Here is a 21,835-nt window from a genome sequence, read left to right on the forward strand (position 1 = left end):
CCCCTGCCAATCTTGCTCAGGTTGAAAAAATTGTAGTAGTTAATGCGCCAAGAGTAAATCCTGATGTTGTCCTCATGTAACAACAGCGGTCTTTTGTATCAATTTGGTGCGCCTGGTCGGTACGCTCGTCTTAATCCGGCTTAGTTAATGGTGAGTTAACGCGCTGATGAATTCCGCAGCCGGCATCGGTTTGCCGAACAGATACCCTTGCAGGAAGTTGACGTGATGTGCGGTCAGATAATCGGCTTGCGCCTGAGTTTCGACACCTTCGGCAACAATACCCAGATCAAGCTTGGCCGACAGGTCGATAATGGTATCGAGAATGTGTCGGGACAACGCATCGACACCGATCATGGCAACGAAACTCTGATCGATCTTGAGGAAATCCACATTGAATTTGCGCAAGTAGCCCAGGCTTGAGTGGCCGGTGCCGAAGTCGTCAATCGCGATCTTCACGCCCAGCGCATGCAGTTGCTCGAACAGCTGGCGAGTGATGTCGGTCGGCTCGATCAATTCGCGCTCGGTCAACTCCAGCACCAGGTTGATGCTGTCGGCGGCGAACGCGGCGAGAAACGTTCGACAATCCTCCACCAGTTCCAGGTCTTTGCAATGGCTCGCGGTGATATTGATGCCGATATGAAATGGCGCGGTGAACGTTGCTGATAGCGGCCCCAGCAGCGCGGCAGTTTGTTGCATCAGGGCGCGGGTCATCGGCACGATCAACCCCGAATGCTCGGCGAATGGAATAAACAGATCCGGACGTACCAGGCCTTCTTTCGGGTGAGTCCAGCGCATCAACACTTCAGCTCCCGACCATGCCTTGCTGTCGCCATGCACCACGGGCTGGAAGTAGGGAATGAACTCGCCAGCCTCGAGCGCGCGGAGCATTTCGTGGCTCGGTGAAGTGGAGCGCTTCTGCAGGACATGGCCGATGGCCCCCGACACCACGCCAAAAAAGATCAGCAGACTGAACAGCGGCGGATATTCATCGACCATGTAGCGCCAGGTTTCGCCCTCGGGAAACCCGGCAGAAACACTGAACGCATAACGGGCGGAGGCCAGGGTGTTTTGCGCTATCGGCAGCGTGGGGAGGGTACCGGTGTGGACTTTGCCGTCGGCCGACAGCCAGTTATCGCCCACTTGCAGCACCAGCAACATGTGCCGGCCGATCAAACGCAACATGTTGCTTAGATGGTAACCGTCCAGTGTCGTCAATGCGCCGCCGCGACCTTCGCTGAGCCGATAAACCAGCAGCGCGGTGTTGGGGGTGACCGGATTGCCGTTCATCAGCCACAACTTGCCCTGGTTGTAGTCGCCCGCGTTGACGGCTTCCTTGAAGTCGCCAAACAAAGAGCTGCAATAAAGGTTGTCGTCCCACACCAGATTGGTCGAGCGCACGAACGGGCGGCGGGTTACTTGCTCGCGCAAGGCGAGTTTGACGTTTTCGCAATTCTGACCGGCCAATGGCAGCAATTCGCGCGCCGCTTGCGCGGTGTTGTCGAGCATCAACTCGAACTGCTGCAGTGCCTCTTCGGCGGTCTGTTGTGAACCTTGCTCCAGCGTGCGTCCGGCCTGGATGTAAAGAATGGCGCTGCCCAGCAGCACCGGAAGCAAACCGCTGAACAGCGTGACAGCGATGCGGGTGCTGCGTTTGCGGCGGGGTCTGACGGTCAACGGCATGGGCGCATCCTGTCGCGGGGGAGTGGGGCTCTCGAACGCAGGCCGGATAACGGCGCGCCGCTGAAAAGCATAGTGCAACAAAGCCCTTGCGCCGGGCGACAAAAAGCGGATTTTATAGGGAGGGCAGACAAGCCTATTTACGCTGTGTAGAATCGGGTTACGCATACAATAATAATCGTCTTCTGGCAGCAGAAGCCTCGCCCGCAAGAGCCTTGGGTCGACAATGAAGATATTCGGGTTTCAACTGATCTACGGTGACTTCCTCGCCCGCAGTGTGCGTGGCATCTCCTGCGCGCCACCCACCGACCTCGCATGACTGACAAATAACCCTGGTTAATTGATAAGAAATGATGAGGCGCCACCATGGCAGATTTATACGAAAACCCAATGGGCCTGATGGGCTTTGAATTCATTGAGCTCGCATCGCCGGTGCCGGGCACCCTGGAGCCGATCTTCGAGATCATGGGCTTCACCAAAGTCGCCACCCACCGCTCCAAGAACGTGCACCTGTACCGTCAGGGCGCGATCAACCTGATCCTCAACAACGAACCCAACAGCGTCGCTTCGTACTTCGCTGCCGAGCACGGCCCATCCGTTTGCGGCATGGCGTTTCGCGTCAAGGATTCGCAAAAAGCCTACAACCGCGCACTCGAACTCGGCGCCCAGCCGATCCATATCGAAACCGGCCCGATGGAACTGAACCTGCCGGCGATCAAAGGCATTGGCGGCGCGCCGTTGTACCTGATCGACCGTTTCGGCGAAGGCAGCTCGATCTATGACATCGACTTCGTGTTTATCGAAGGCGTTGATCGCAATCCGGTCGGTGCCGGCCTGAAGATCATCGACCACCTGACACACAACGTGTATCGCGGTCGCATGGCCTACTGGGCAAACTTCTACGAGAAGCTGTTCAACTTCCGCGAGATCCGTTACTTCGACATCAAGGGCGAGTACACCGGCCTGACCTCGAAAGCGATGACCGCACCGGACGGTATGATCCGCATCCCGTTGAACGAAGAGTCGTCCAAAGGCGCTGGCCAGATCGAAGAGTTCCTGATGCAGTTCAACGGTGAGGGCATCCAGCACGTTGCGTTCCTCACCGATGACCTGATCAAGACCTGGGATCAGTTGAAGAAGATCGGCATGCGCTTCATGACCGCGCCGCCAGATACTTACTACGAAATGCTCGAAGGTCGCCTGCCGAACCACGGCGAGCCGGTTGATCAGCTGCAATCGCGCGGCATCCTGCTCGACGGCGCCTCGGAGCAGGGCGACAAGCGCCTGCTCCTGCAGATCTTTTCGGAAACCCTGATGGGCCCGGTGTTCTTCGAATTCATCCAGCGCAAAGGCGATGATGGTTTCGGCGAAGGCAACTTCAAGGCTCTGTTCGAGTCGATCGAGCGCGATCAGGTGCGTCGTGGTGTGCTTGCTACCGAGTAATCGGCCACTGAAATGAAAAAATCCCGGCCTGCTGAAATGCAGAGCCGGGATTTTTTTTGTAGATCAAAAGATCGTAGCCTTCGCTTTTAAGGACGGCGTTGGCGCATCAGGTGTTTGAAGCTTTCGAAGACCAGCACCACAACGGCCAGCCAGATCGGAATATACGTCAGCCATTCCCCGGACTTGATGCTCTCACCGAGCAACAACGCCACACCGAGCAACAGCACCGGCTCAACATAACTCAACAAGCCAAACAGACTGAACGGCAGCAAACGGCTGGCAATGATGTACACCACCAGTGCCGACGCACTGATCAATCCCAGCAACGGAATCAGCCACATCAGCCCCGGGTACTGATCGAACACGCCGAAGCCTTGCTCGCCACCCTGCACAAACCAGTACGCCACCGGCAGCATCAAGGTCATATCGACCCACAAGCCACCCAGGTTGTCAGTCTTGAGGTATTTGCGCAGCACGAAGTACAGCGGATAGCCGACCACCACCACCAGCGTCGCCCAGGAAAACCCACCGACCTGATACAACTCATTGAGCACGCCCAAACTGGCGAAAAATACTGCAATTTTCTGCAAATAAGACAGACTCTCGCCGTAGGCAATCCGCCCGGTCAGCACCATCGCCAGCGGCAGCAGGAAGTAGCCCAGCGACACATCAAGGCTGTAGCCGTTGAGCGGCGCCCACATGAACAGCCACAGTTGTACGCCGAGCAGGGCGGCCGAGATAATCAGGCCGGCGACCAGTTTTGGCTGTGCCGCGACCATCCGAATCAGCTCCAGCACCCGCCGCCATTCCCCGGACACCAGCATGAACACGGTCATGCACGGCACCGTCAGGAGCATCCGCCAGCCAAAGATCTCCACGCCGCTCAACGGTGTGAGCAACGAAGTGTAGTAATACATGACGGCAAACAGCACCGAGGCTGAAACCGATAGAGCGATACCTTTAGACAAACTGTCCTCGCGGGTTGGTGGTCAAACGGGGCGCGAAGGATACGTGGTTTTTGTGCTGAATATTGGCCGGGTGATCAATATTCACCACATCCTGAAGATAAGCACAAAACCAGTGGGAGCGAGCCTGCTCGCGAAAGCGGTGTGCCAGGCAACGCAGATGTTGAATGTGCCGGCCTCTTCGCGAGCAGGCTCGCTCCCACAATGGATTTGTGTTGCCTCCACAATCTGCTGACGCCACTGCTTGCCGGCTTGTGCGGCTTTCAGGACTGAAGCGGTTTACGCCCCGACACAAAATGGCTCACATCGTTGAACCCCGGCGTCGACGCATGCCCCGGCGTCACCAGCGAGTCGATAAACGCTTCATCGTCCGCCGTGATCTTCACCGCCTGTGCTTTGGTGTACGCATCCCACTGCTGCTCCGTCCGCGGGCCGACGATCGCCGACGTCACGGCACTGTTGTTCAACACCCAAGCGATCGCAAACTCCACAGTTCCGACGCCGCGCTGCTCGGTGTACTGCTGAATCTGTTGGGCAATACGCAGCGACTCGACGCGCCATTCGGTTTCCAGAATGCGCTTGTCCTGACGTCCGGCACGGCTGTTGGCGTCCGGTTTGGCGTCCGGTGCGTATTTGCCGCTCAGCACGCCCCGGGCCAGCGGGCTGTAAGGCACCACACCAAGGCCATAGCTTTGCGCTGCTGTGATCTGCTCGGTCTCGGCCTGACGGTTAACGATGTTGTACAGCGGCTGGCTGATCACCGGGCGGTCAACACCGAGTTTATCGGCGATACGAATCACCTCGGCGATCCGCCAACCGCGATAGTTGGACAACCCCCAGTAGCGAATCTTGCCCTGACGGATCAGATCGCCAATCGCCGACACGCTCACCTCAAGCGGTGTGTTGTGGTCTTCACGGTGCAGGTAATAAATGTCGAGATAGTCGGTGCCGAGCCGGGTCAGGCTGGCATCGATGCCATTGAAGATATGTTTGCGGCTCAAGCCGCTGCGGTTTGGCACGCCGTCCACCGGGCCGAAACCGACCTTGGTCGCCAGCACCCATTCATGCCGATGCCGGGCAATTGCTTCACCGACGATCTCTTCGGAGCGGCCGTTGGTGTAGACATCGGCGGTGTCGATGAAATTGATCCCCTGATCCCAGGCTTTGTCGATGATGCGCAGCGAATCCTCTGCGCTGGTCTGCTCGCCAAACATCATCGTGCCGAGGGTGAGGGTGGACACCTGTAACCCTGAGTGCCCGAGAGTGCGAAAGCTCATGCCGAAATCCTTTTGTCGGTGGGAAAGCCCTAATCAAATACCAGAAGCGCTGAATACGGCCAACCGTTTTGTCCAGAAACTGCCTTTCTCAACTCCAGCGAAAGGTGACCATTCGTCGTGACTGTCAGATCTGACAGTAGGCAGATCTGCGGACGCTCAGGCTTGATCCTCGACGGGAGCCTTGTTGAAAAAGGCTCTGTCTTTTCTTGAAATCAGGAGCGCTTTCATGAACACACAGTCTTGCGATGAGGTTTTGTCCGAGGACGCCGAGGTAACCCTCTACGCGCCGCAACTTCCGGACAGCAATACATCTGTGGCCGGTGCCGATTGCGGTATCGCCAAGGCGTTTTACGATCTGCGACCGAATGGCGCAACAGTCATTATCAACCCGGTTCTGGCGCAGCAGCCAAAGGATACGTTTTCAATTCACGTGAACGGCATCATGCGGGTCGACAGCCAGCAGTCCCAATCCACGGATGACGCAGTGACCCTGCATATTCCCAAAAATCTGCTGCGATCCGATCCGGGCTTCGTCAATGAGCTCACTTACACCGTCAAACGCACCACGGGCGCCGAAGATACCTACGAGCCGCCATGGACGATCCTGTACAACGCCATCCGCCCCGGGATGGAGGACAAGAACGGCGATGAAGGACACTCCGAACTCGAGTTAGGACTGCCTCGGGATGTGCTGGAAGACGGTATCGATGCCGATCGTGCAGCACAGGGCGTGCAGGTCTGGTTCTCCTATCCCTATTGCCGGCCGTACGACCGGATTGTGCTCAACTGTAATGGTCATGATGTTGAGTGGGTGGTGCATCCGGACGAGGCTCCGGCGACACCGACCAGTACACCCACTCGCATTGGGCGTCTGTTGGAAAAAGCCGATCTGGAGGCGGCAGGTGATCATCCCCAGTTCTCTTTCACCTATACGGTGTTCGACCAGATTGGCAACGGTGCCGATTTGAATTCACCATGGTCGGCGGCGATACGCGTCGTTGTTGACCTCAAGGGCGCGCGGATGACGGCTCCCGATGTTGCCGAAGACCCGGATGACCCGCACGACGCGCCAGAGACCATTGACCTGAATAAACTGGGCAACAAGGATCTGACCATCCAGGTGCATGTCATGGAACCTCTTTGGGCCACCAACGATATTGTCCGCGTGAAATACACCGCGACGCCAGGCAGCGGAACCGTTGTCGCACATACGGTTGACGAGCCGGTCGGCAGGCTTCCTTTTGTGCACAGGTTGATGATTCCTAATGCCAAGGTCATTGGCGACAGCGTGATAGCTGCGCTGTATGAACAAGTACGTGAGGGAGTCGTAAATGCAACATCTAAAGTCGCGCGACCAAGAGTGATTGTTAAACCCGTTATTTTGGAAGTTAAGAATTCGTCCGGAGCTGACGTGCAGAACGGCGGCACGGTTTCGGACAATAAAGTGGTGTTGTCGGGTTCTGCGCTGGCGGGGATGGTGTTGCGGGTTTTTGATGGCGAGGCGTTTATTGAGGAGATTCAAACCGGATCGAATTATAAGTGGCAGAGCAAGTTGCTACCGATTGCGGTGGGGCAGCACAGCTTCACTGTGAAGGAAAAAACCGGGAATCAATTTGAATCGGATCCATGGCGGTTTGAACGGTTGGCGTTGAGCATTGACCGGACGCAGATGAAGCTGGACGGTTTCTCGGTGAAGGTGCCGCAGTGGCCGAAAACCGGGGAGGATTCGCTTGGCAATACGGGTGTTCGTGTGCCGACGGGTGGGGTTCCGCCGTATGACTATGCGTCCTCGGATCCGTTGACTGCGCCGGTGACTGTGGCAGGTAAGGTGACTGGACTCAAGCAGGGTGTGGCGACGATATATGTCACGGATCGGGAGGGTGAGACAGTTAGTTACCTGGTGGCTGTTACGAATGTTTATAGGTTGCAGATCAGCGATCAAGCGATAGGCTTTCTTCAAGCTGAAGCATGGATGAATTCACTGGAAGGTCGTCCTACTTACGACGGGGGCTTTCGAAACGATATCCTTCGAGTTTATGTCCCGCCAATCCGGACATCGCACGTTTGGACGTGCGCCACTTTTGGTCGATTTGGGGGGTTTATGACCGTTGAATATAGATTTCAAACCACGACGGGGTCGCCCCTATTCCCTGCATGGTGTCTTGTACCTATGTAGCTGAGCGGCTGTTTGATTGATCGTTCCCACGCTCTGCGTGGAACGATCAAAGCACACTAAGCGGACAAAGTGATTTATCGACTCAGCCCTGCGCAGCGCTCTTGCAGAAACACCTGCAACACCCTGACCCGTTCCGACACCTGCATCCGATGCGGACACAGCAAATTGAACGGCGCACTTTCCCCGTCCCAATCATCAAACAACGTCACCAGCCGCCCGGCGCGGACATCTTCGGCAATGTCGAGCCAGGCCTTGTACGCAATGCCATGCCCGGCCAGCGCCCAGCGTCGGGCGACTTCGCCGTCGTCGCTGAGGTAGTCGCCATGGACTTCCACTTCCAGCGTTTCATCGCCGCGACTGAAACGCCAGCTGTTGTAGGGCCGGCCATTGCGCAGATAGAGCAGGGCGCTGTGCTCGCTTAGTTCGCCGGGATGTTGCGGGGTGCCGTGGCGCGCCAGATACTCAGGGCTGGCGCAGGCAACGCGCCGGTGTTGCGGCAGAATCGGCAACGCCACCAGCGTCGAGTCGCTCGGCACGCCGAAGCGCAATGCAACATCGACGGTCTCGCGAAACAGATCGGCATGCCGGTCGTTGAGCAGCAGTTGCAGTTGAATATGCGGGTGTTCGCGCTTGAAATCGTCGAGCCATGGCAACAACACATTGCGCCCGAAGTCCGACGGTGCCGCCAGTTGCAACACGCCGCTCAGGCCTTCGCTTTGTTGCTTGAGGGCCTGTTCGCCCTCGGCTAGCGCCGCCAGCGCCAGCCGCACGCTTTCAAGATAACGGCGGCCTTCCTCGGTCAGACGGATGCTGCGCGTGGAGCGTGCGAACAAACGAATGCCCAGACGGGTTTCCAGGCGTTTCAGCGCGATACTGGCGGCGGCTGGCGTCAATTCGAGCGCACGGGCGGCAGCGGAAATGCTGCCGGCATCGGCGACACGGACAAAGATCTCCAGATCGAGAATCGAGCTCATTGCTAAAAATCCTTTAAAGATCTTTGCGTTTTTGCGGGATTTTTTCGTGATTGGCAAGAGTGGATACTGCAATCAATCAACAACCGCAGGAGAGGCGCATGACCTGGACATTCGATCACCTGGCCTTCAATACCGCTGACGGGCAGAGCTTGCAGGACGATTTCGCCAAGTTGCTCGGGCTCAAGCCGGGCCGGCGACCGCCGTTTCCGTTTCCCGGGCGTTGGCTGTATCAGGATGAGCATGCTGTGGTGCATGTGATTGAGCAGCCGTTGCCGGATGACACGGAATTGAGCCACATCGCGTTTCGTACTGAAGAGCCGGCGGAAACGGTGTTGCAGCGGGTGCGTGACAGTGGTTTGCCTTTTCAACTGGCGCAGGTGCCGGGGGAGGGGATCGCGCAGATTTTTGTGCAAATGCCGGGTGGTCTGGTGATTGAGCTGGACGCATTAAAAGCCCCTCACCCTAACCCTCCCGAAACGTCGGACCGCCCGAAGGGAGAGGGGACTGACCGAGGTGTTTGAGCAAGTCACACCAAGGTTCAATTTCAAGTCGAACTCAGACGTTGAAAAGCCCGAAGATCGGCTCCCTTTCCCCCTCACCCCCTTGGAGGAGAGGGCTGGGGTGAGGGGGAAAAGATCTCCAGAACACCACTAAAGCCCAGCCGAAACCCCAATAAAAAACGGCCCAGAAAAGGGCCGTTCTCCTGTGCATCAAAAACTCAAGCCCGCAACGTCCGCGTCATGTGCAACGCCAGCAGACTCCCGCCCACAATCACCCCCGCCAGCAGATACAACGCCGCATCGGTCGAACCGGTGCTGTCCTTGACCCAACCCACCAGGTACGGACTGAGGAACCCGGCCATCTGCCCCATCGAGTTGATCAACGCCAGCCCACCGGCAGCAGCACCGACACTCAACATGGCCGTCGGCACTGGCCAGAACATCGGCAGGCCGGTCAGTGCGCCCATGGTGGCAATGGTCAGGCCGAGGATCGCAATCGCCGGATTCGCCGCGAAATTCACCGCGATCATCAGACCGATCGCGCCCATCAGCATCGGCACCACCAAGTGCCAGCGACGCTCCTTGCGCAAGTCCGCCGAGCGCCCGACCACCAGCATGAACACCGCCGCCAGCAGATACGGAATCGCACTCAACCAACCGATCACCAGGTTATCGCTGAAGCCAAGGTTCTTGATGATCGATGGCAACCAGAAGTTGATCGCGTACACGCCGCTCTGGATGCAGAAGTAAATCAGGCCAAACGCCCAGATCGCCGGCTTCTTGAACACCGCCAGCAGTGAGTCGGAGGTGGTTTTCGGCTTGTTCGCCAAATCTTCGGCCTGATCCGCTTCCAGCACTGCACGCTCATGCGGGCTCAGCCATTTGGCATTGGCGAAGCTGTCGCTTAGCAGGAACCAGGCGAGGGCGCCGAGGATTACCGTTGGAATGCCTTGCAGCAGGAACATCCACTGCCAACCGGCCAGACCGCCCTGGCCTGCAGCAAAGTGATTGAGGATCCAGCCCGAGAAAGGGCTACCGAGCAAACCGGACACCGGGATCGCCGACATGAACAGCGCCATGATCCGCCCACGGCGGAAGGTCGGGAACCACTGCGAGAGGTACAACACGACGCCCGGGAAGAACCCGGCTTCAGCCGCACCGGTGAACAGGCGCAGGGTGTAGAACTCGGTCGGGGTGGTGACGAACAGCAGGCAGGTCGACAGCGTGCCCCAGGTGATCATCATCAGCGCAATCCAGCGCCGTGGACCGAATCTGGTCAAGGCGAGGTTGCTCGGTACGCCGCACAGCACGTAGCCGATGAAGAAGATACCGGCACCGAGGCCGTACACGGTTTCGCTGAATTTCAGGGCATCAAGCATCTGCAATTTGGCAAATCCAACGTTGACCCGGTCGAGGTAGTTGAACAAGTAGCAGATGAAAATGAAGGGAATCAAACGCAGGGTGATGCGTTTGTAGACGGCGTTTTTATCGTCATCGATGGTCTGGGTAGCTGCGGCGCTCTGCGACATAGCGGCTCTCTCTTTATTATGATTTTTTGCGATGCAAAGGGTAACGTTGATCGCCCCGAGAGTCTCGACCACCTTTGGCTGGATTGTCTTTGTGCCTGCGCACAGGGTTTGCCGTCAGACCCTGTGCGGGTGAACAACCGCCAGTGCCATAAATCAAGGATTGCCGCCGCTATGTTTGAACTCGATCACGACCTCGCCCAGGACATCGTCGACCGGGCCATGGCCATTTTGCCCTACAACGTCAACGTCATGGACAGCCAGGGGTTGATCCTCGGCAGTGGCGAACCGGAGCGCATCAATACTCGTCACGAAGGTGCGCAACTGGTGCTGGCCAACGGTCGTGTGGTCGAGATCGATGCGCAAACGGCCGTGCATTTGAAGGGCGTGCAACCGGGGATCAACCTGCCGCTGTTGCTCGATCAACGCTTGATCGGTGTGCTCGGCATCACCGGTGAACCGGAGCAATTGCGCACTTACGCCGAACTGGTGCGCATGACCGCCGAAATGCTCGTTGGCCAGCGCAATCAGCAGGCCGAGCAGCAATGGCGGCGCCAGCGTTGTGATGATTTGCTGGCGCTGCTGTTGAGCGAGGCGGGGGACTCGCCGCGTCTGGTCGATGAGGCGCAGCAACTTGGGCTCAAGCCGCAATTGACGCGAGTGCCGTATCTGTTCGAGCTGGGCCTTGAACATGGGCCGGGGCAAACCGTCGAGGCGTTGAGTGCCTGGCTGACGTCGCGTTATCCCGATAGCTGGTGCGTGAGTTCGGCGAAGTCATCGCTGTTGTGGTGCCGCCCGGCAAGTCAAAACGTCGAGCATGATCGCTTGCTGGAAAAACTCGACAGCCTCGGCTGGAAGATTCTGCGCATTGCCGTGGGCGGGCAGGCCGATGGACTCGCCGGGCTGCGCCGTTGTTATCGCCGCGTGGGCGATTTGCTCGCCTATGGTCGCGAAGTGTTGCCGCATTCGCGATTGCTGACGCTGAACCGTTATCGATTGCCGGTGATGTTGTGGCGGCATCGCAATGACGATGCACTGGACGAATTGCTCAAACCGCTGCGCAAGGTGATCGCCAAGGACGCCAACGGCCAGTTGCTGGCGACGCTGCGCAGTTGGTGCGAGCACGATGGCCAGAGTCAGGCCTGTGCCGATGCCTTGGGCATTCATCGCAACAGTTTGCGTTATCGGATGGAGCGGATTGCTGAACTGAGCGGGGTTGATCCGCTGCGGCTCGATGGGATGCTGGCGCTGTATCTCGGGGTGCAGTTGCTGCCACAGACTGATCCGGGTTAATTAGGCGTCTTCAAAGACGCCATCGCGAGCAGGCTCACTCCTACATTTGGAATGCATTCCCCTGTAGGAGTGAGCCTGCTCGCGATGGCGGCGGTACATTCACCGCACAGCCTTTTGTGAAAATGAACAATAAACGCCCCCGCCACTTGTGCAGTGGACAGGCGTCAAGGCGCAGGCCAACTGGCAGCATGAGGGGCATTGCAAACGGAGAATTCCCATGAAGATCGTCATCGCCCCCGACTCGTTCAAGGACAGCCTCAGTGCCCAAGGTGTCGCCGAAGCCATTGCCCTCGGCCTGGCCCAGGTCTGGCCGCAGGCAACGATGATCAAATGCCCGATGGCTGATGGCGGCGAAGGCACGGTCGAATCGATCCTCGCCGCTTGCGAAGGCGAACTGCGCCGCACCCGTGTTCGCGGCCCTTTGGGCACTCCCGTCGACGCTGCGTGGGGCTGGTTGCCGCATAACCACACGGCAATTATCGAAATGGCCGAGGCCAGCGGCTTGCAATTGGTGCCGCTGGGACAACGCGATGCCTGCATCAGCAGCACCTTCGGTACCGGCGAACTGATTCGCGCAGCGCTGGATGCTGGTGCGCACCGGGTGATTCTGGCGATTGGCGGCAGTGCCACCAACGATGGTGGTGCCGGGGCGATGCAGGCGTTGGGTGTGAAATTGCTCGATGCGCAACATCAGTCGCTGGTACCCGGCGGCTTGGCACTGGCGCAACTGGCGCAACTGGACCTGAGCGAACTCGACCCGCGACTGGCGCAGGTGCGTTTCGATATCGCCGCTGATGTGAACAATCCGCTGTGTGGCCCACACGGTGCCTCGGCGATTTTCGGCCCGCAGAAAGGTGCGTCGCCGGCGCAAGTGCAGCAACTCGATCAGGCGTTAGGGCACTTCGCCGAGCTGTGTGCACAAGCGTTGGGCAAAGACGTCCGCGATGAACCGGGTAGCGGTGCGGCAGGCGGTTTGGGCTTTGCGGCCAAGGCTTTTCTCGGCGCGCAATTTCAAGCCGGGGTTGAAGTGGTTGCCGAACTGGTCGGCCTCGCCGAAGCGGTCAAAGGCGCTGATCTGGTGATCACCGGAGAAGGGCGATTCGATGCGCAGACGTTGCGCGGCAAGACCCCGTTCGGCGTCGCACGGATTGCCAAGCAACACAACGTGCCGGTGATTGTCATCGCCGGGACATTGGGCGAGGGTTACCAAGAACTCTACGATCACGGTATCGATGCGGCATTCGCCGTGACCAGCGGCCCAATGACGCTGGAGCAGGCCTGCGCCGAAGCACCGCGCCTGTTGCGTGAACGGGCGACGGACATCGCCCGCGTCTGGCAGATGGCCGCCAAACGCTGAGCCAGATCGGCAGCTCCTACACCAAGCGATCAATAGTGTTGCATTGTTGTAACACTCTGAAAAATAATTTCTCTTGACCCGCAATCTTCCTAAAGCCTGGCCGATACAGCTAACAGGCGCGCACCAAACTTCCTGAAAACAGCGACGCCAGACTGAGCCCGCCCCCCTCGGGCCAGTGACGACGCATGGACGCTCGTAGTTTCTATCTTTCGAGAGCTCAACTATGTCCCTGCGTAACCTGAATATCGCGCCCCGTGCCTTCCTCGGTTTTGCCTTTATCGCCTTGTTGGTGATCGTGCTCGGCGTGTTCGCCGTCAATCGCATGAGCACTATCCGTCAAGCCTCGATCGACATGGAGACCAACCAACTGCCCAGCGTGACGTACCTTGGCGTGGTGACGGAAAACGTTCTGCGTCTGCGGATTCTGTCGTTCCGGATTCTGGTCAACCGTGACCCTGCCGGTCTGCAAGAGGCGCAAACACGCATTGGCGTGCTGGTAGACAAGGTACGCAGTGCTCAGGCGAGTTACGCTGCGCTACCTGCCGAGGCCGATGAACGTGCCTTGTATCAGGCTTTCGCGACGACGCTCGACAACTACCTGCAAGCGCAAAACCAGATGATGGAGCTGTCGCGTCAGGACAAGGTCGATGAGATGCGCACGCTCATCAACACGCGGATCAAGGACGGCACCGACCAGATGGGTGAACAGCTCAACAAGCTGATCGCAATCAACGCCGCAGGTGCGAAAGTCGCCTCGACTCAGGCGGGTGAGCATTACGACAGCGCCATTACCGGCATTGTCATTGTTGCCGTGATTGCGGCGTTGGCGACGGTGCTGTTGGCACTGCTGCTGACCCGCAGCATCGTCACCCCGCTGAACCGTGCCGTACTGGCCGCGCAAACCATTGCCGACGGTAACCTGAGCAAAACCATCGAAGTCGACGGCAAGGACGAAGCGACGCAGTTGCTGCAGGCGCTCGCCACCATGCAGAGCAACCTGCGCAAAACCATCGAACAGATCGCCGGTTCCGCCACACAACTGGGCGCCGCTGCCGAAGAACTCAGCGCGGTGACCGAAGAAGCCTCCCGTGGCCTGCAGCAGCAGAACAACGAAATCGAGCAAGCCGCCACCGCCGTCAACGAGATGACCGCCGCTGTCGAAGAAGTGGCGCGCAACGCCGTGTCGACCTCCGAAGCCTCGAACCAGTCGACCCACGCCGCCCGCGAAGGTCGCGATCAAGTGGTGAAAACCGTCGACGCGATCCAGACCATGACCCACGACGTGCAGAACACCGCACAGATGATAGAAGGCTTGGCCGCGCAGGGCCGTGATATCGGCAAAGTGCTCGATGTGATCCGCGCCATCGCCGAACAGACCAACCTGCTGGCCCTCAACGCAGCGATCGAAGCCGCCCGCGCCGGTGAGGCCGGGCGCGGTTTTGCCGTGGTTGCAGACGAAGTGCGCGCGCTGGCTCATCGCACCGCACAATCGACCCAGGAAATCGAAAAAATGGTCGCCGGCATCCAGAACGGTACCGGCGAAGCAGTGTCGTCGATGCAGCAAAGCAACCAGCGCACCCAGACCACCCTGGAAATGGCCCGCGCCGCTGGGGTTGCGCTGGAGCAGATCACCCAGTCGATCCATCAGATCAACGAACGCAATCTGGTGATCGCCAGCGCCTCGGAAGAGCAGGCGCAAGTCTCGCGTGAGGTCGACCGCAACCTGGTCAACATCCGCGATCTGGCTACGCAATCGGCCGCCGGGGCCAACCAGACCAGCGCCGCGACCCACGAACTGTCGCGTCTGGCGGTGGATTTGAACGCCATGGTGGCGCGTTTCGTGATTTGAGATACGGTGAAGGCTGGAGACCGCGCAATCAGGAGACGTACATGCGCTATTCAGCCTTGACCCAACGAATCGCCGGGGAGGGAGCCGCTGCCTGGCAGATTCACGACCGAGCGCTGGAGCTGCGCGCCGAGGGTGTCGATATCCTGCTGCTGAGCGTGGGCGACCCGGATTTCGATACACCGCTGCCGATTGTCCACGGCGCGATCGACAGTTTGCTGGCGGGCGATACCCATTATTCCGAAGTGCGTGGTCGTCTGGCGCTGCGTCAGCTGATTGCCGACCGCCATCGTCGGCGTAGCGGGCAAGCTGTGGATGCCGACCACGTGATCGTCATGCCCGGCGCGCAATGCGCGGTGTATTCGGTGGCGCAATGTCTGCTCGATCCCGGCGATGAAGTGATCGTCGCCGAACCCATGTACGTCACCTACGAAGGCGTGTTTGGCGCGTGTGGCGCGACGGTGGTGCCGGTGCCGGTGCGCCCGGAAAACGGTTTTCGTGTCGATCCGGTCGACGTCGCCGCGCGTATCACCCCGAAAACCCGCGCCATGCTGCTCAACAGTCCGAACAACCCCAGCGGCGCCAGCCTGTCACTGCTGATCTGGCAAGAACTGGCGGCGCTGTGCATCCGCCATGACTTGTGGCTGATCAGCGACGAGGTCTACAGCGATTTGCTTTACGAAGGTCAGCACGTCAGCCCGGCGAGTCTGCCGGGCATGGCCGAACGCACGGCAACAATCAACAGCCTGTCGAAATCCCACGCCATGACCGGCTGGCGCATCGGCTGGATGATCGGGCCGAAGTCGTTGGCCGAGCATTTGGTCAATTTGTCGCTGAGCATGTTGTTTGGCCTGCCGGATTTTGTGCAGAAAGCCGCAGAGATTGCGTTGCAGTCAGACCTGCCGGAAGTGACGCAGATGCGCGAGGAATATCGCCTGCGCCGGGATCTGGTGTGCGAACGTTTGAGCGGTTGCCCGGGGCTGTATCCGATCCGTCCAGATGGTGGCATGTTCGTGATGGTCGATGTACGCCAGACCGGTCTCGGCGCACAGGCGTTTGCCGAGCGGTTGCTGGAGGGCTATGGGGTTTCGGTGCTGGCGGGTGAGGCGTTCGGGCCGAGTGCGGCGGGGCATATCCGCATTGGTTTGGTGGTCGATCGGGTGAAACTCGCGGATGCCTGTGCGCGGATTGCGTTGTGTGCGGCGCAGCTTTTACAGGCGCGTAGCGCCTGATGGTTTTGGGGTGCCTGTCCCGGCCTCTTCGCGAGCAGGCTCGCTCCCACATTGGATATGCATTCCCCTGTGGGAGCGAGCCTGCTCGCGAAGGCGGCATTACAGCCACCGATTAATTCAGCCCTGCCAAGCCGATGGATTCACCAGATTCGCTGGCCTCTCTCCCTTCAACGCAGCCAACAGATTCTCCACCGCACACCGCGCCATCGCCTCGCGCGTCTCATACGTAGCCGAACCCATGTGCGGTGTCGCCACCACATTATTCAGCTGCAACAACGGCGAATCGTGATTCAGCGGCTCACGCTCAAACACATCCAGTCCTGCGGCACGAATCCGTTGATGACGCAGCGCCTCTATCATCGCCGCCTCATCGACCACTTTGCCCCGCGAGATATTGATGAAGATGCTTTCCGGGCGCATCAGCGCGAACTGCTCGGCGCCGATCAAACCTTCGGTCTGCGCCGTCAGCGGCAAGGTCAGGCAAATGAAGTCAGCCTGCTTCAGCAGATCTTCGAGGCTGCGGTATTGCGCATCGAATCGCGCCTCGACCGCCGGTTTGCGCGACTGGCTGTGATAGATCACCGGCATGCCGAACCCGAAATGCCCGCGCTGCGCCAGCGCCTCGCCGATGCGGCCCATGCCGATAATCCCCAACGTTTTGCCATGTACATCGGTGCCGAAATGCGCCGGGCCGATATTGCGGCTCCATTGGCCGCTGCGCACCATGTTCGCCAGTTCCACCACACGCCGGGCTGCGGCGAGGATCAGCGCGAAACCGGTGTCGGCGGTGGTTTCGGTAAGTACGTCCGGGGTGTTGCTCAGGAGGATCTTGCGCCGGGTCAGATAATCGATGTCGTAGTTGTCCACGCCCACCGAGACGCTGGCAATCGCCTCTAGTTGCGGCGCGAGATCAAGCAACGCCGCATCCAGTTTCAGGCTGGCGCCGAGCAAACCGTGGGCGCGGGGCAGGGCGTCGCGCAGTTGCATCAGACCGTCGGCGTCGAGGCTTTCGATCAGCGTGACTTCGCACTGTTCCTGCAGACGCGCCATCAGCGCGGGCGAAAGTTTCTTGTACAACACGACCTGTTTTTTCATGGCAAAAGTCTCTTCAGGAATGCGCCGGCACGGCACGCGTGGCGACGGCTTTGGCGACGACGCGATCACTGGCGCCGGGCTTGAGAAAAATCGTCAGGATCACCGACAGCAGCAACGCGCCGCTCATCAACAGATACGAAGCGCCGGGCGAGCCGGTGGAGCTGTTCAGGTAACCGACCAGATACGAGCCGCCGAACGAGCCGAGCGCACCCATGCTATTGATCAGCGCCATGGCGCCACCGGCGACGTTGGCCGGAAGAATCTCCGGGACGATGGCAAAGAACGGCCCGTAAGGTGCGTACATGCACGCGCCGGCAATCACCAGCAGCGTGTACGACCACCAGAAATGCTCAGCGCCCAGGGCGTAGGAACCGTAAAACGCGATGGAGGCGATCAGCAGCGGTGGCCAGACAAAGCGTTTGCGCTTCTGCAGCTTGTCCGAACCCCACGACACCAAAAGCATGCCAATCACCGCCGCCAGATACGGCAGCGCCGACAGCCAGCCGGCCTCGATCATGTCCATTTGCGCGCCGGCCTTGAGAATCGATGGCAGCCACAGCACAAAGCCGTAAACGCCGATGCTCCAGCAGAAAAACTGCAGCGCGAGAATGATCACCTTCGGCGAACGGAATGCCTCGGCATAGTTTTTTACCGCTTTGATCCCGACCTGTTCGGCTGCCAGAGCACTTTCCAGATCCTGCTTTTCCTGCTCGTTGAGCCACTTGGCCTGCGCTGGACGATCATCGGCCAGACGCCACCAGATAAACGCCCACAGCACCGCCGGCAGGCCCTCAATGATGAACATCCAGCGCCAGCTGAAATGCTGCACCAGATACCCCGAAACCACCGACATCCACAGCATCGTCACCGGGTTGCCGAGGATCAGGAAGGTGTTGGCCCGTGAGCGTTCGGCACGGGTAAACCAATGGCACAGATACACCAGCATCGCCGGCATCACCGCCGCTTCAACCACGCCGAGCATGAAGCGGATGACGATCAGCCAATAGGCGTTGGAGACCACGCCGGTCAACGTGGCGAGAGCACCCCAGAGAATCAGGCTGACGAAAATCAGTTTCTTCACGCTGTGTTTTTGCGCGTAGATCGCACCCGGCACCTGGAAGAAAAAGTAACCGAGGAAAAACAGCGCACCAAGCAGCGAAGACAGGCCCGGGGTGATCATCAGGTCGGCGGCCATGCCCGATGCGGCGGCGAAGCCGTAGTTGGCGCGATCGAGATACGCCAGGCTGTAGGTGATGAACACAATCGGCATGATGTACCACCAGCGGCGGGTGGCGAGGGTTGCGGTTTTCATGGGTCTTGCTCCTGAGCTTGTTGTTTTTGTCGCAGCAGGTTCAATTGTTTGCAGTGACTAGGCGGGCCTCTTCGCGAGCAGGCTCGCTCCCACAGGGGAATGCATTCCAAATGTGGGAGCGAGCCTGCTCGCGAAGGCGGCCTCAAATTCAACCGATAACTCCAGGCGGGTCGGCAACCCTTCCATATCCCCGCGACTCTGCACCGCCCGACTGCCAATCCAGTTCGCACGCTGCACCGCCTCGGCAAAACTCTGGTGCTCAAGCAGGGCACTGATCATCCCCACCGCAAAACCATCACCGGCACCGACCGTGTCGACGACATGCGCCACCGGCACACCGGCGACAAATCCCGATGCCAGATGCGTTCGGTAATAAGCGCCTTGCGGGCCAAGCTTGATCGCCACGGCCTCTGCACCTTGATCGAGATAAAACGCGGCAATGTCCGCCGGGTGTTCGAAACCGGTGAGCAAACGACCTTCGCTCAACCCCGGCAGCACCCAATGGGCGAGGGCGGCGAGGCGGTTGATCTCGCGGATCATTTCGCGCTCGCTGGCCCACAGGCTCGGGCGCAGATTGGGATCGAACGACACGCTGCGTCCGGCGTTGCGCATGCGTGTCATCAATTCAAAGGACATCTCCCGCGCCGAGGCCGAGAGCGCTGGAGGAATGCCGGTGGCATGAAGATGGCGAGCACTCAGCAAACTGGCGGTGATCGACTGTGGCGACAAATGACTGGCCGCCGAACCGCGCCGGAAATACTCGACCTGCGGGTCGCTGCCATCATCATTGCGCGATTTGAACTGGAACCCGGTCGGGTGCTGTTTGTCGACGTCGACGTGGCTGCAATCCAGACCTTCCTTGATCAAGGTTTCGACCACAAAGCGCCCGAGCGAATCGTCGCCGACCCGGCTCAGCCACGCGACGTTGAAACCCAGGCGCGACAGCCCGATCGCGACATTGCTGTCGGCCCCGGCGATACGCTTGTGAAAGTGTTCGACCGCCGCCAGATCACCGGTCTGCTCGGCGACCAGCATCGCCATGGTTTCGCCGAACGAAAGAATATCGATCTCAGACATGAGCAGGCTCCAGACGCGATTGGCCGAGGCGGGCGAGGGCGGCGACGTGCTCGGTGGTCAGTTGCACCAGATCATCGCCCTGCAACGGATATTCGGCGGCGCGCATAACGCCTTGGGCCATGTGCCGCAGCAGTTGTTCCCACAGATGCAGGTCACTGACGGCCGGCGGCACCGCCACCAGTTTGCCGTCGGCGCGACGGGCCACGGCTTTGCAGTGCACATAACCGACATGCCGGCCGAGCAGGCGGGCGGCGCTGGTGGCGGACTGGTCCTGCCACTGCCAGTTGCCGATGTCGAAAGTCATTTTGATCGGCAGATTGTGCTGCTCGACGGCGGCGAAGAAGCGCTGAAATGGCTCGATCCGACCGCCGTGCAGGGTCTGGTCGTTTTCCACCAGCAACTGCACCGGGCTGAGCTTCAAGCGTTCGGCCAGGGCTTGCAGATCGTTGGTATCGGTGAAGTAGCCGAGGGAGACTTTCAGCCATTTCGAGCCGAACGCTTCGGCTTGTTGCAGTGCGGTGATCAACTCGGGATTGGGCTGCGCCTGCCCGGCCAGCCACAGTTCGGTCGGTGAGGAATAGATGCTTAGCAAGCCCTGCGCCTGCGTGGCCTGCGCCAGTTGCGCAGGGTCTTCGCGCGTCAGCAGCTCTTCGCGCCATTCGATGCGATTGGCCCCGGCGGCAGCCAGAACATCAATGAAAGCATCCTGCCCGCGCTGACGCACAAGCTCGGCGCCGTAGCTGGACAGGCTGATGGAAACGTCGGGTTTATTCATTGTTATTGACCTCTGAAACCGGTTTCATTTTTGTTCAAAAAAATATCAGGTGTTTCTGTGTTGTTCTCTCGGGCGCTATCGCGAGCGGGCTCACTCCTACAGGGGAACGCATTCCAAATGTAGGAGTGAGCCTGCTCGCGATAGCGTCAGCTCAAACAACGCTAATCCCCAAGGTTGACCCACGCTCAACCAGCACCGGCGCAAAATCCACCACCCGCGCCACCTCATCATCCCCACGCAAGCGCTTGAGCAAACACTCAAACGCCCGCGCGCCGATCTCCTGCGTCGGCTGGGCCAGCGCGGTAATCCCGCTGCCCACCAACGGATACCAATCCAGATCATCCAGGGCAATCAGCCCGACATCCTCAAACAACCGCACACCCATCTCCCGCAGTGCCGTTGTGGCAGTAAGCGCCGCCACACCATTGGCGCAAAACAATGCTTTCGGGCCGTCGCCGGGAGTGTTTAAAAAGGTTTGAAGTTGCGTGTTCAGGTCATCGCCGGTTTCCAGCACCGCCCCGGCCAGGTTCGAATGCAGCGCGATCTGCGCCTGAAAACTGCTGACCCGCTCGATCCGCGAACTGGTGCCGTCATACGGTTCAGTCACCAGCACCAGATCCCGATAGCCACGTTGTTCAAGGTGCGTGAGCGCCATCTCCACGGCCTGCGGGTTGTTCAGCCCGACCATGTCGCTGTCGAGCCCATCGACCTTGCGATCCACCAGCACCAGCGGCATCTCGCGGCGCAGTTCATGCAGTTCGTCACGGTGATGGCCAAGGGTGTTCACGATCAGCCCTTCGATGTTGTACGAACGCAACAGCGCCAGGTGCTGGCGTTCCTGCTCGTCATCGCGGTCGGTGTTGCACACCACCAGGCTGTAGCCGTGGGCACGGCAAGCGGTTTCCACCCCGTGCATCACGGCAATCGAGTAAGGGTTACGGATATCGGCGACCAGCATGCCGATCAGGCGTGTACGCCCACGTTTCAGGCCTCGGGCCATTTGATTGGGACGATAGCCGAGTTCGCTGATGGCCTGTTCGATGCGCAGGGCGATGGCATCGGAGAGCAGGACGCGATCATCGCCGATGAAGCGCGAGACGCTGGCTTTGGATACGCCAGCGCGTTCGGCGACATCAAGCATGGTCACGCGGCTGCGCTGGGCGGCGGAGAAGTCGTTCACGGTCTGAAACCTTATTATTGGATTTATAGGTTCAGCATCTGCGAACAGTGCTGAAACCGGTTTCAGGAAACACCAAAAACAAATCTTCCGTCAAGTGAATGATCACCTGCCTTCAACTCGTTGCCGACGG

At 59.3% G+C, this 21,835-nt stretch carries 17 protein-coding genes; 7 read left to right on the forward strand and 10 right to left on the reverse strand.

Annotation, left to right across the window (positions count from 1 at the left end; all coding sequences use genetic code 11):
- Nucleotides 1-144: 144 nt before the first annotated feature.
- Entirely contained in the window at nt 145-1,680 is a 1,536-nt protein-coding gene (locus HU754_RS13525; protein ID WP_186621426.1) for an EAL domain-containing protein, read from the reverse strand.
- 363 nt (nt 1,681-2,043) lie between these two features.
- Here HU754_RS13525 and hppD point away from each other — a divergent pair, with 363 nt between their 5' ends.
- Nucleotides 2,044-3,120, forward strand: coding sequence for a 4-hydroxyphenylpyruvate dioxygenase (gene hppD, locus HU754_RS13530; protein WP_007912211.1), 1,077 nt, complete (start codon nt 2,044-2,046; stop codon nt 3,118-3,120).
- Nucleotides 3,121-3,206: 86 nt separating this feature from the next.
- Here the strand turns inward: hppD and rarD are convergent, their stop codons facing one another.
- Together rarD and HU754_RS13540 are read right to left on the reverse strand one after the other, a co-directional pair.
- The gene (gene rarD, locus HU754_RS13535; protein ID WP_186621427.1) at nt 3,207-4,088 is read right to left on the reverse strand and encodes an EamA family transporter RarD; all 882 of its coding nucleotides are present in this window, start codon (nt 4,086-4,088) and stop codon (nt 3,207-3,209) included.
- A 260-nt stretch (nt 4,089-4,348) separates the two neighbouring features.
- A complete protein-coding gene (locus HU754_RS13540) occupies nt 4,349-5,362 on the reverse strand; it encodes an aldo/keto reductase (RefSeq protein ID WP_186621429.1) in 1,014 nt (337 codons plus the stop codon).
- Between the two features lie 226 nt (nt 5,363-5,588).
- Here HU754_RS13540 and HU754_RS13545 point away from each other — a divergent pair, with 226 nt between their 5' ends.
- Entirely contained in the window at nt 5,589-7,538 is a 1,950-nt protein-coding gene (locus HU754_RS13545) for a hypothetical protein (RefSeq protein WP_186621431.1), read from the forward strand.
- A 74-nt stretch (nt 7,539-7,612) separates the two neighbouring features.
- Here HU754_RS13545 and HU754_RS13550 read toward each other — a convergent pair whose 3' ends face one another.
- Nucleotides 7,613-8,512, reverse strand: coding sequence for a LysR family transcriptional regulator (locus HU754_RS13550; RefSeq protein WP_186621433.1), 900 nt, complete (start codon nt 8,510-8,512; stop codon nt 7,613-7,615).
- A 98-nt stretch (nt 8,513-8,610) separates the two neighbouring features.
- On the opposite strand from HU754_RS13550, the gene HU754_RS13555 reads away from it, so the two are divergent.
- Nucleotides 8,611-9,033: a VOC family protein gene (locus tag HU754_RS13555; RefSeq protein WP_186621435.1), complete on the forward strand. Its 423-nt coding sequence runs from the start codon at nt 8,611-8,613 to the stop codon at nt 9,031-9,033.
- A gap of 197 nt (nt 9,034-9,230) precedes the next feature.
- On the opposite strand, the gene HU754_RS13560 is transcribed toward HU754_RS13555, so the two are convergent.
- Nucleotides 9,231-10,541 (reverse strand): MFS transporter, encoded by a 1,311-nt coding sequence (locus HU754_RS13560; RefSeq protein WP_186621437.1) that lies wholly within the window; start codon nt 10,539-10,541, stop codon nt 9,231-9,233.
- A 171-nt stretch (nt 10,542-10,712) separates the two neighbouring features.
- Between HU754_RS13560 and HU754_RS13565 the strand changes: the two genes are divergently transcribed.
- The 4 genes from HU754_RS13565 to HU754_RS13580 all read left to right on the forward strand — a co-directional run bounded on the left by HU754_RS13565 (nt 10,713) and on the right by HU754_RS13580 (nt 16,266).
- Complete coding sequence (locus HU754_RS13565) at nt 10,713-11,831, forward strand: sugar diacid recognition domain-containing protein (protein WP_186621439.1); 1,119 nt, start codon at nt 10,713-10,715, stop codon at nt 11,829-11,831.
- 217 nt (nt 11,832-12,048) lie between these two features.
- Nucleotides 12,049-13,188, forward strand: coding sequence for a glycerate kinase (locus tag HU754_RS13570; RefSeq protein ID WP_186621441.1), 1,140 nt, complete (start codon nt 12,049-12,051; stop codon nt 13,186-13,188).
- A 223-nt stretch (nt 13,189-13,411) separates the two neighbouring features.
- A complete protein-coding gene (locus HU754_RS13575) occupies nt 13,412-15,037 on the forward strand; it encodes a methyl-accepting chemotaxis protein (protein ID WP_093431134.1) in 1,626 nt (541 codons plus the stop codon).
- Between the two features lie 41 nt (nt 15,038-15,078).
- Nucleotides 15,079-16,266 carry a pyridoxal phosphate-dependent aminotransferase gene (locus HU754_RS13580; protein ID WP_186621448.1) on the forward strand — a complete coding sequence of 396 codons (1,188 nt, stop codon included), beginning with the start codon at nt 15,079-15,081 and terminating at the stop codon, nt 16,264-16,266.
- 117 nt (nt 16,267-16,383) lie between these two features.
- Here HU754_RS13580 and HU754_RS13585 read toward each other — a convergent pair whose 3' ends face one another.
- From HU754_RS13585 to HU754_RS13605, 5 genes are all read right to left on the reverse strand, one after another.
- The gene (locus HU754_RS13585) at nt 16,384-17,361 is read right to left on the reverse strand and encodes a 2-hydroxyacid dehydrogenase (protein ID WP_186621450.1); all 978 of its coding nucleotides are present in this window, start codon (nt 17,359-17,361) and stop codon (nt 16,384-16,386) included.
- 13 nt (nt 17,362-17,374) lie between these two features.
- Complete coding sequence (locus HU754_RS13590; protein ID WP_186621452.1) at nt 17,375-18,673, reverse strand: MFS transporter; 1,299 nt, start codon at nt 18,671-18,673, stop codon at nt 17,375-17,377.
- A 57-nt stretch (nt 18,674-18,730) separates the two neighbouring features.
- Nucleotides 18,731-19,750: a sugar kinase gene (locus tag HU754_RS13595; protein ID WP_186621454.1), complete on the reverse strand. Its 1,020-nt coding sequence runs from the start codon at nt 19,748-19,750 to the stop codon at nt 18,731-18,733.
- The gene (locus HU754_RS13600) at nt 19,743-20,525 is read right to left on the reverse strand and encodes a sugar phosphate isomerase/epimerase family protein (protein WP_186621456.1); all 783 of its coding nucleotides are present in this window, start codon (nt 20,523-20,525) and stop codon (nt 19,743-19,745) included. Before HU754_RS13600 ends, HU754_RS13595 begins: the two co-directional genes overlap by 8 nt.
- 151 nt (nt 20,526-20,676) lie before the next feature.
- Entirely contained in the window at nt 20,677-21,705 is a 1,029-nt protein-coding gene (locus HU754_RS13605; RefSeq protein ID WP_186621458.1) for a LacI family DNA-binding transcriptional regulator, read from the reverse strand.
- Between the last annotated feature and the right edge of the window lie 130 nt (nt 21,706-21,835).

The organism is Pseudomonas zeae (assembly GCF_014268485.2).
GTDB lineage: Bacteria > Pseudomonadota > Gammaproteobacteria > Pseudomonadales > Pseudomonadaceae > Aquipseudomonas > Aquipseudomonas neuropathica.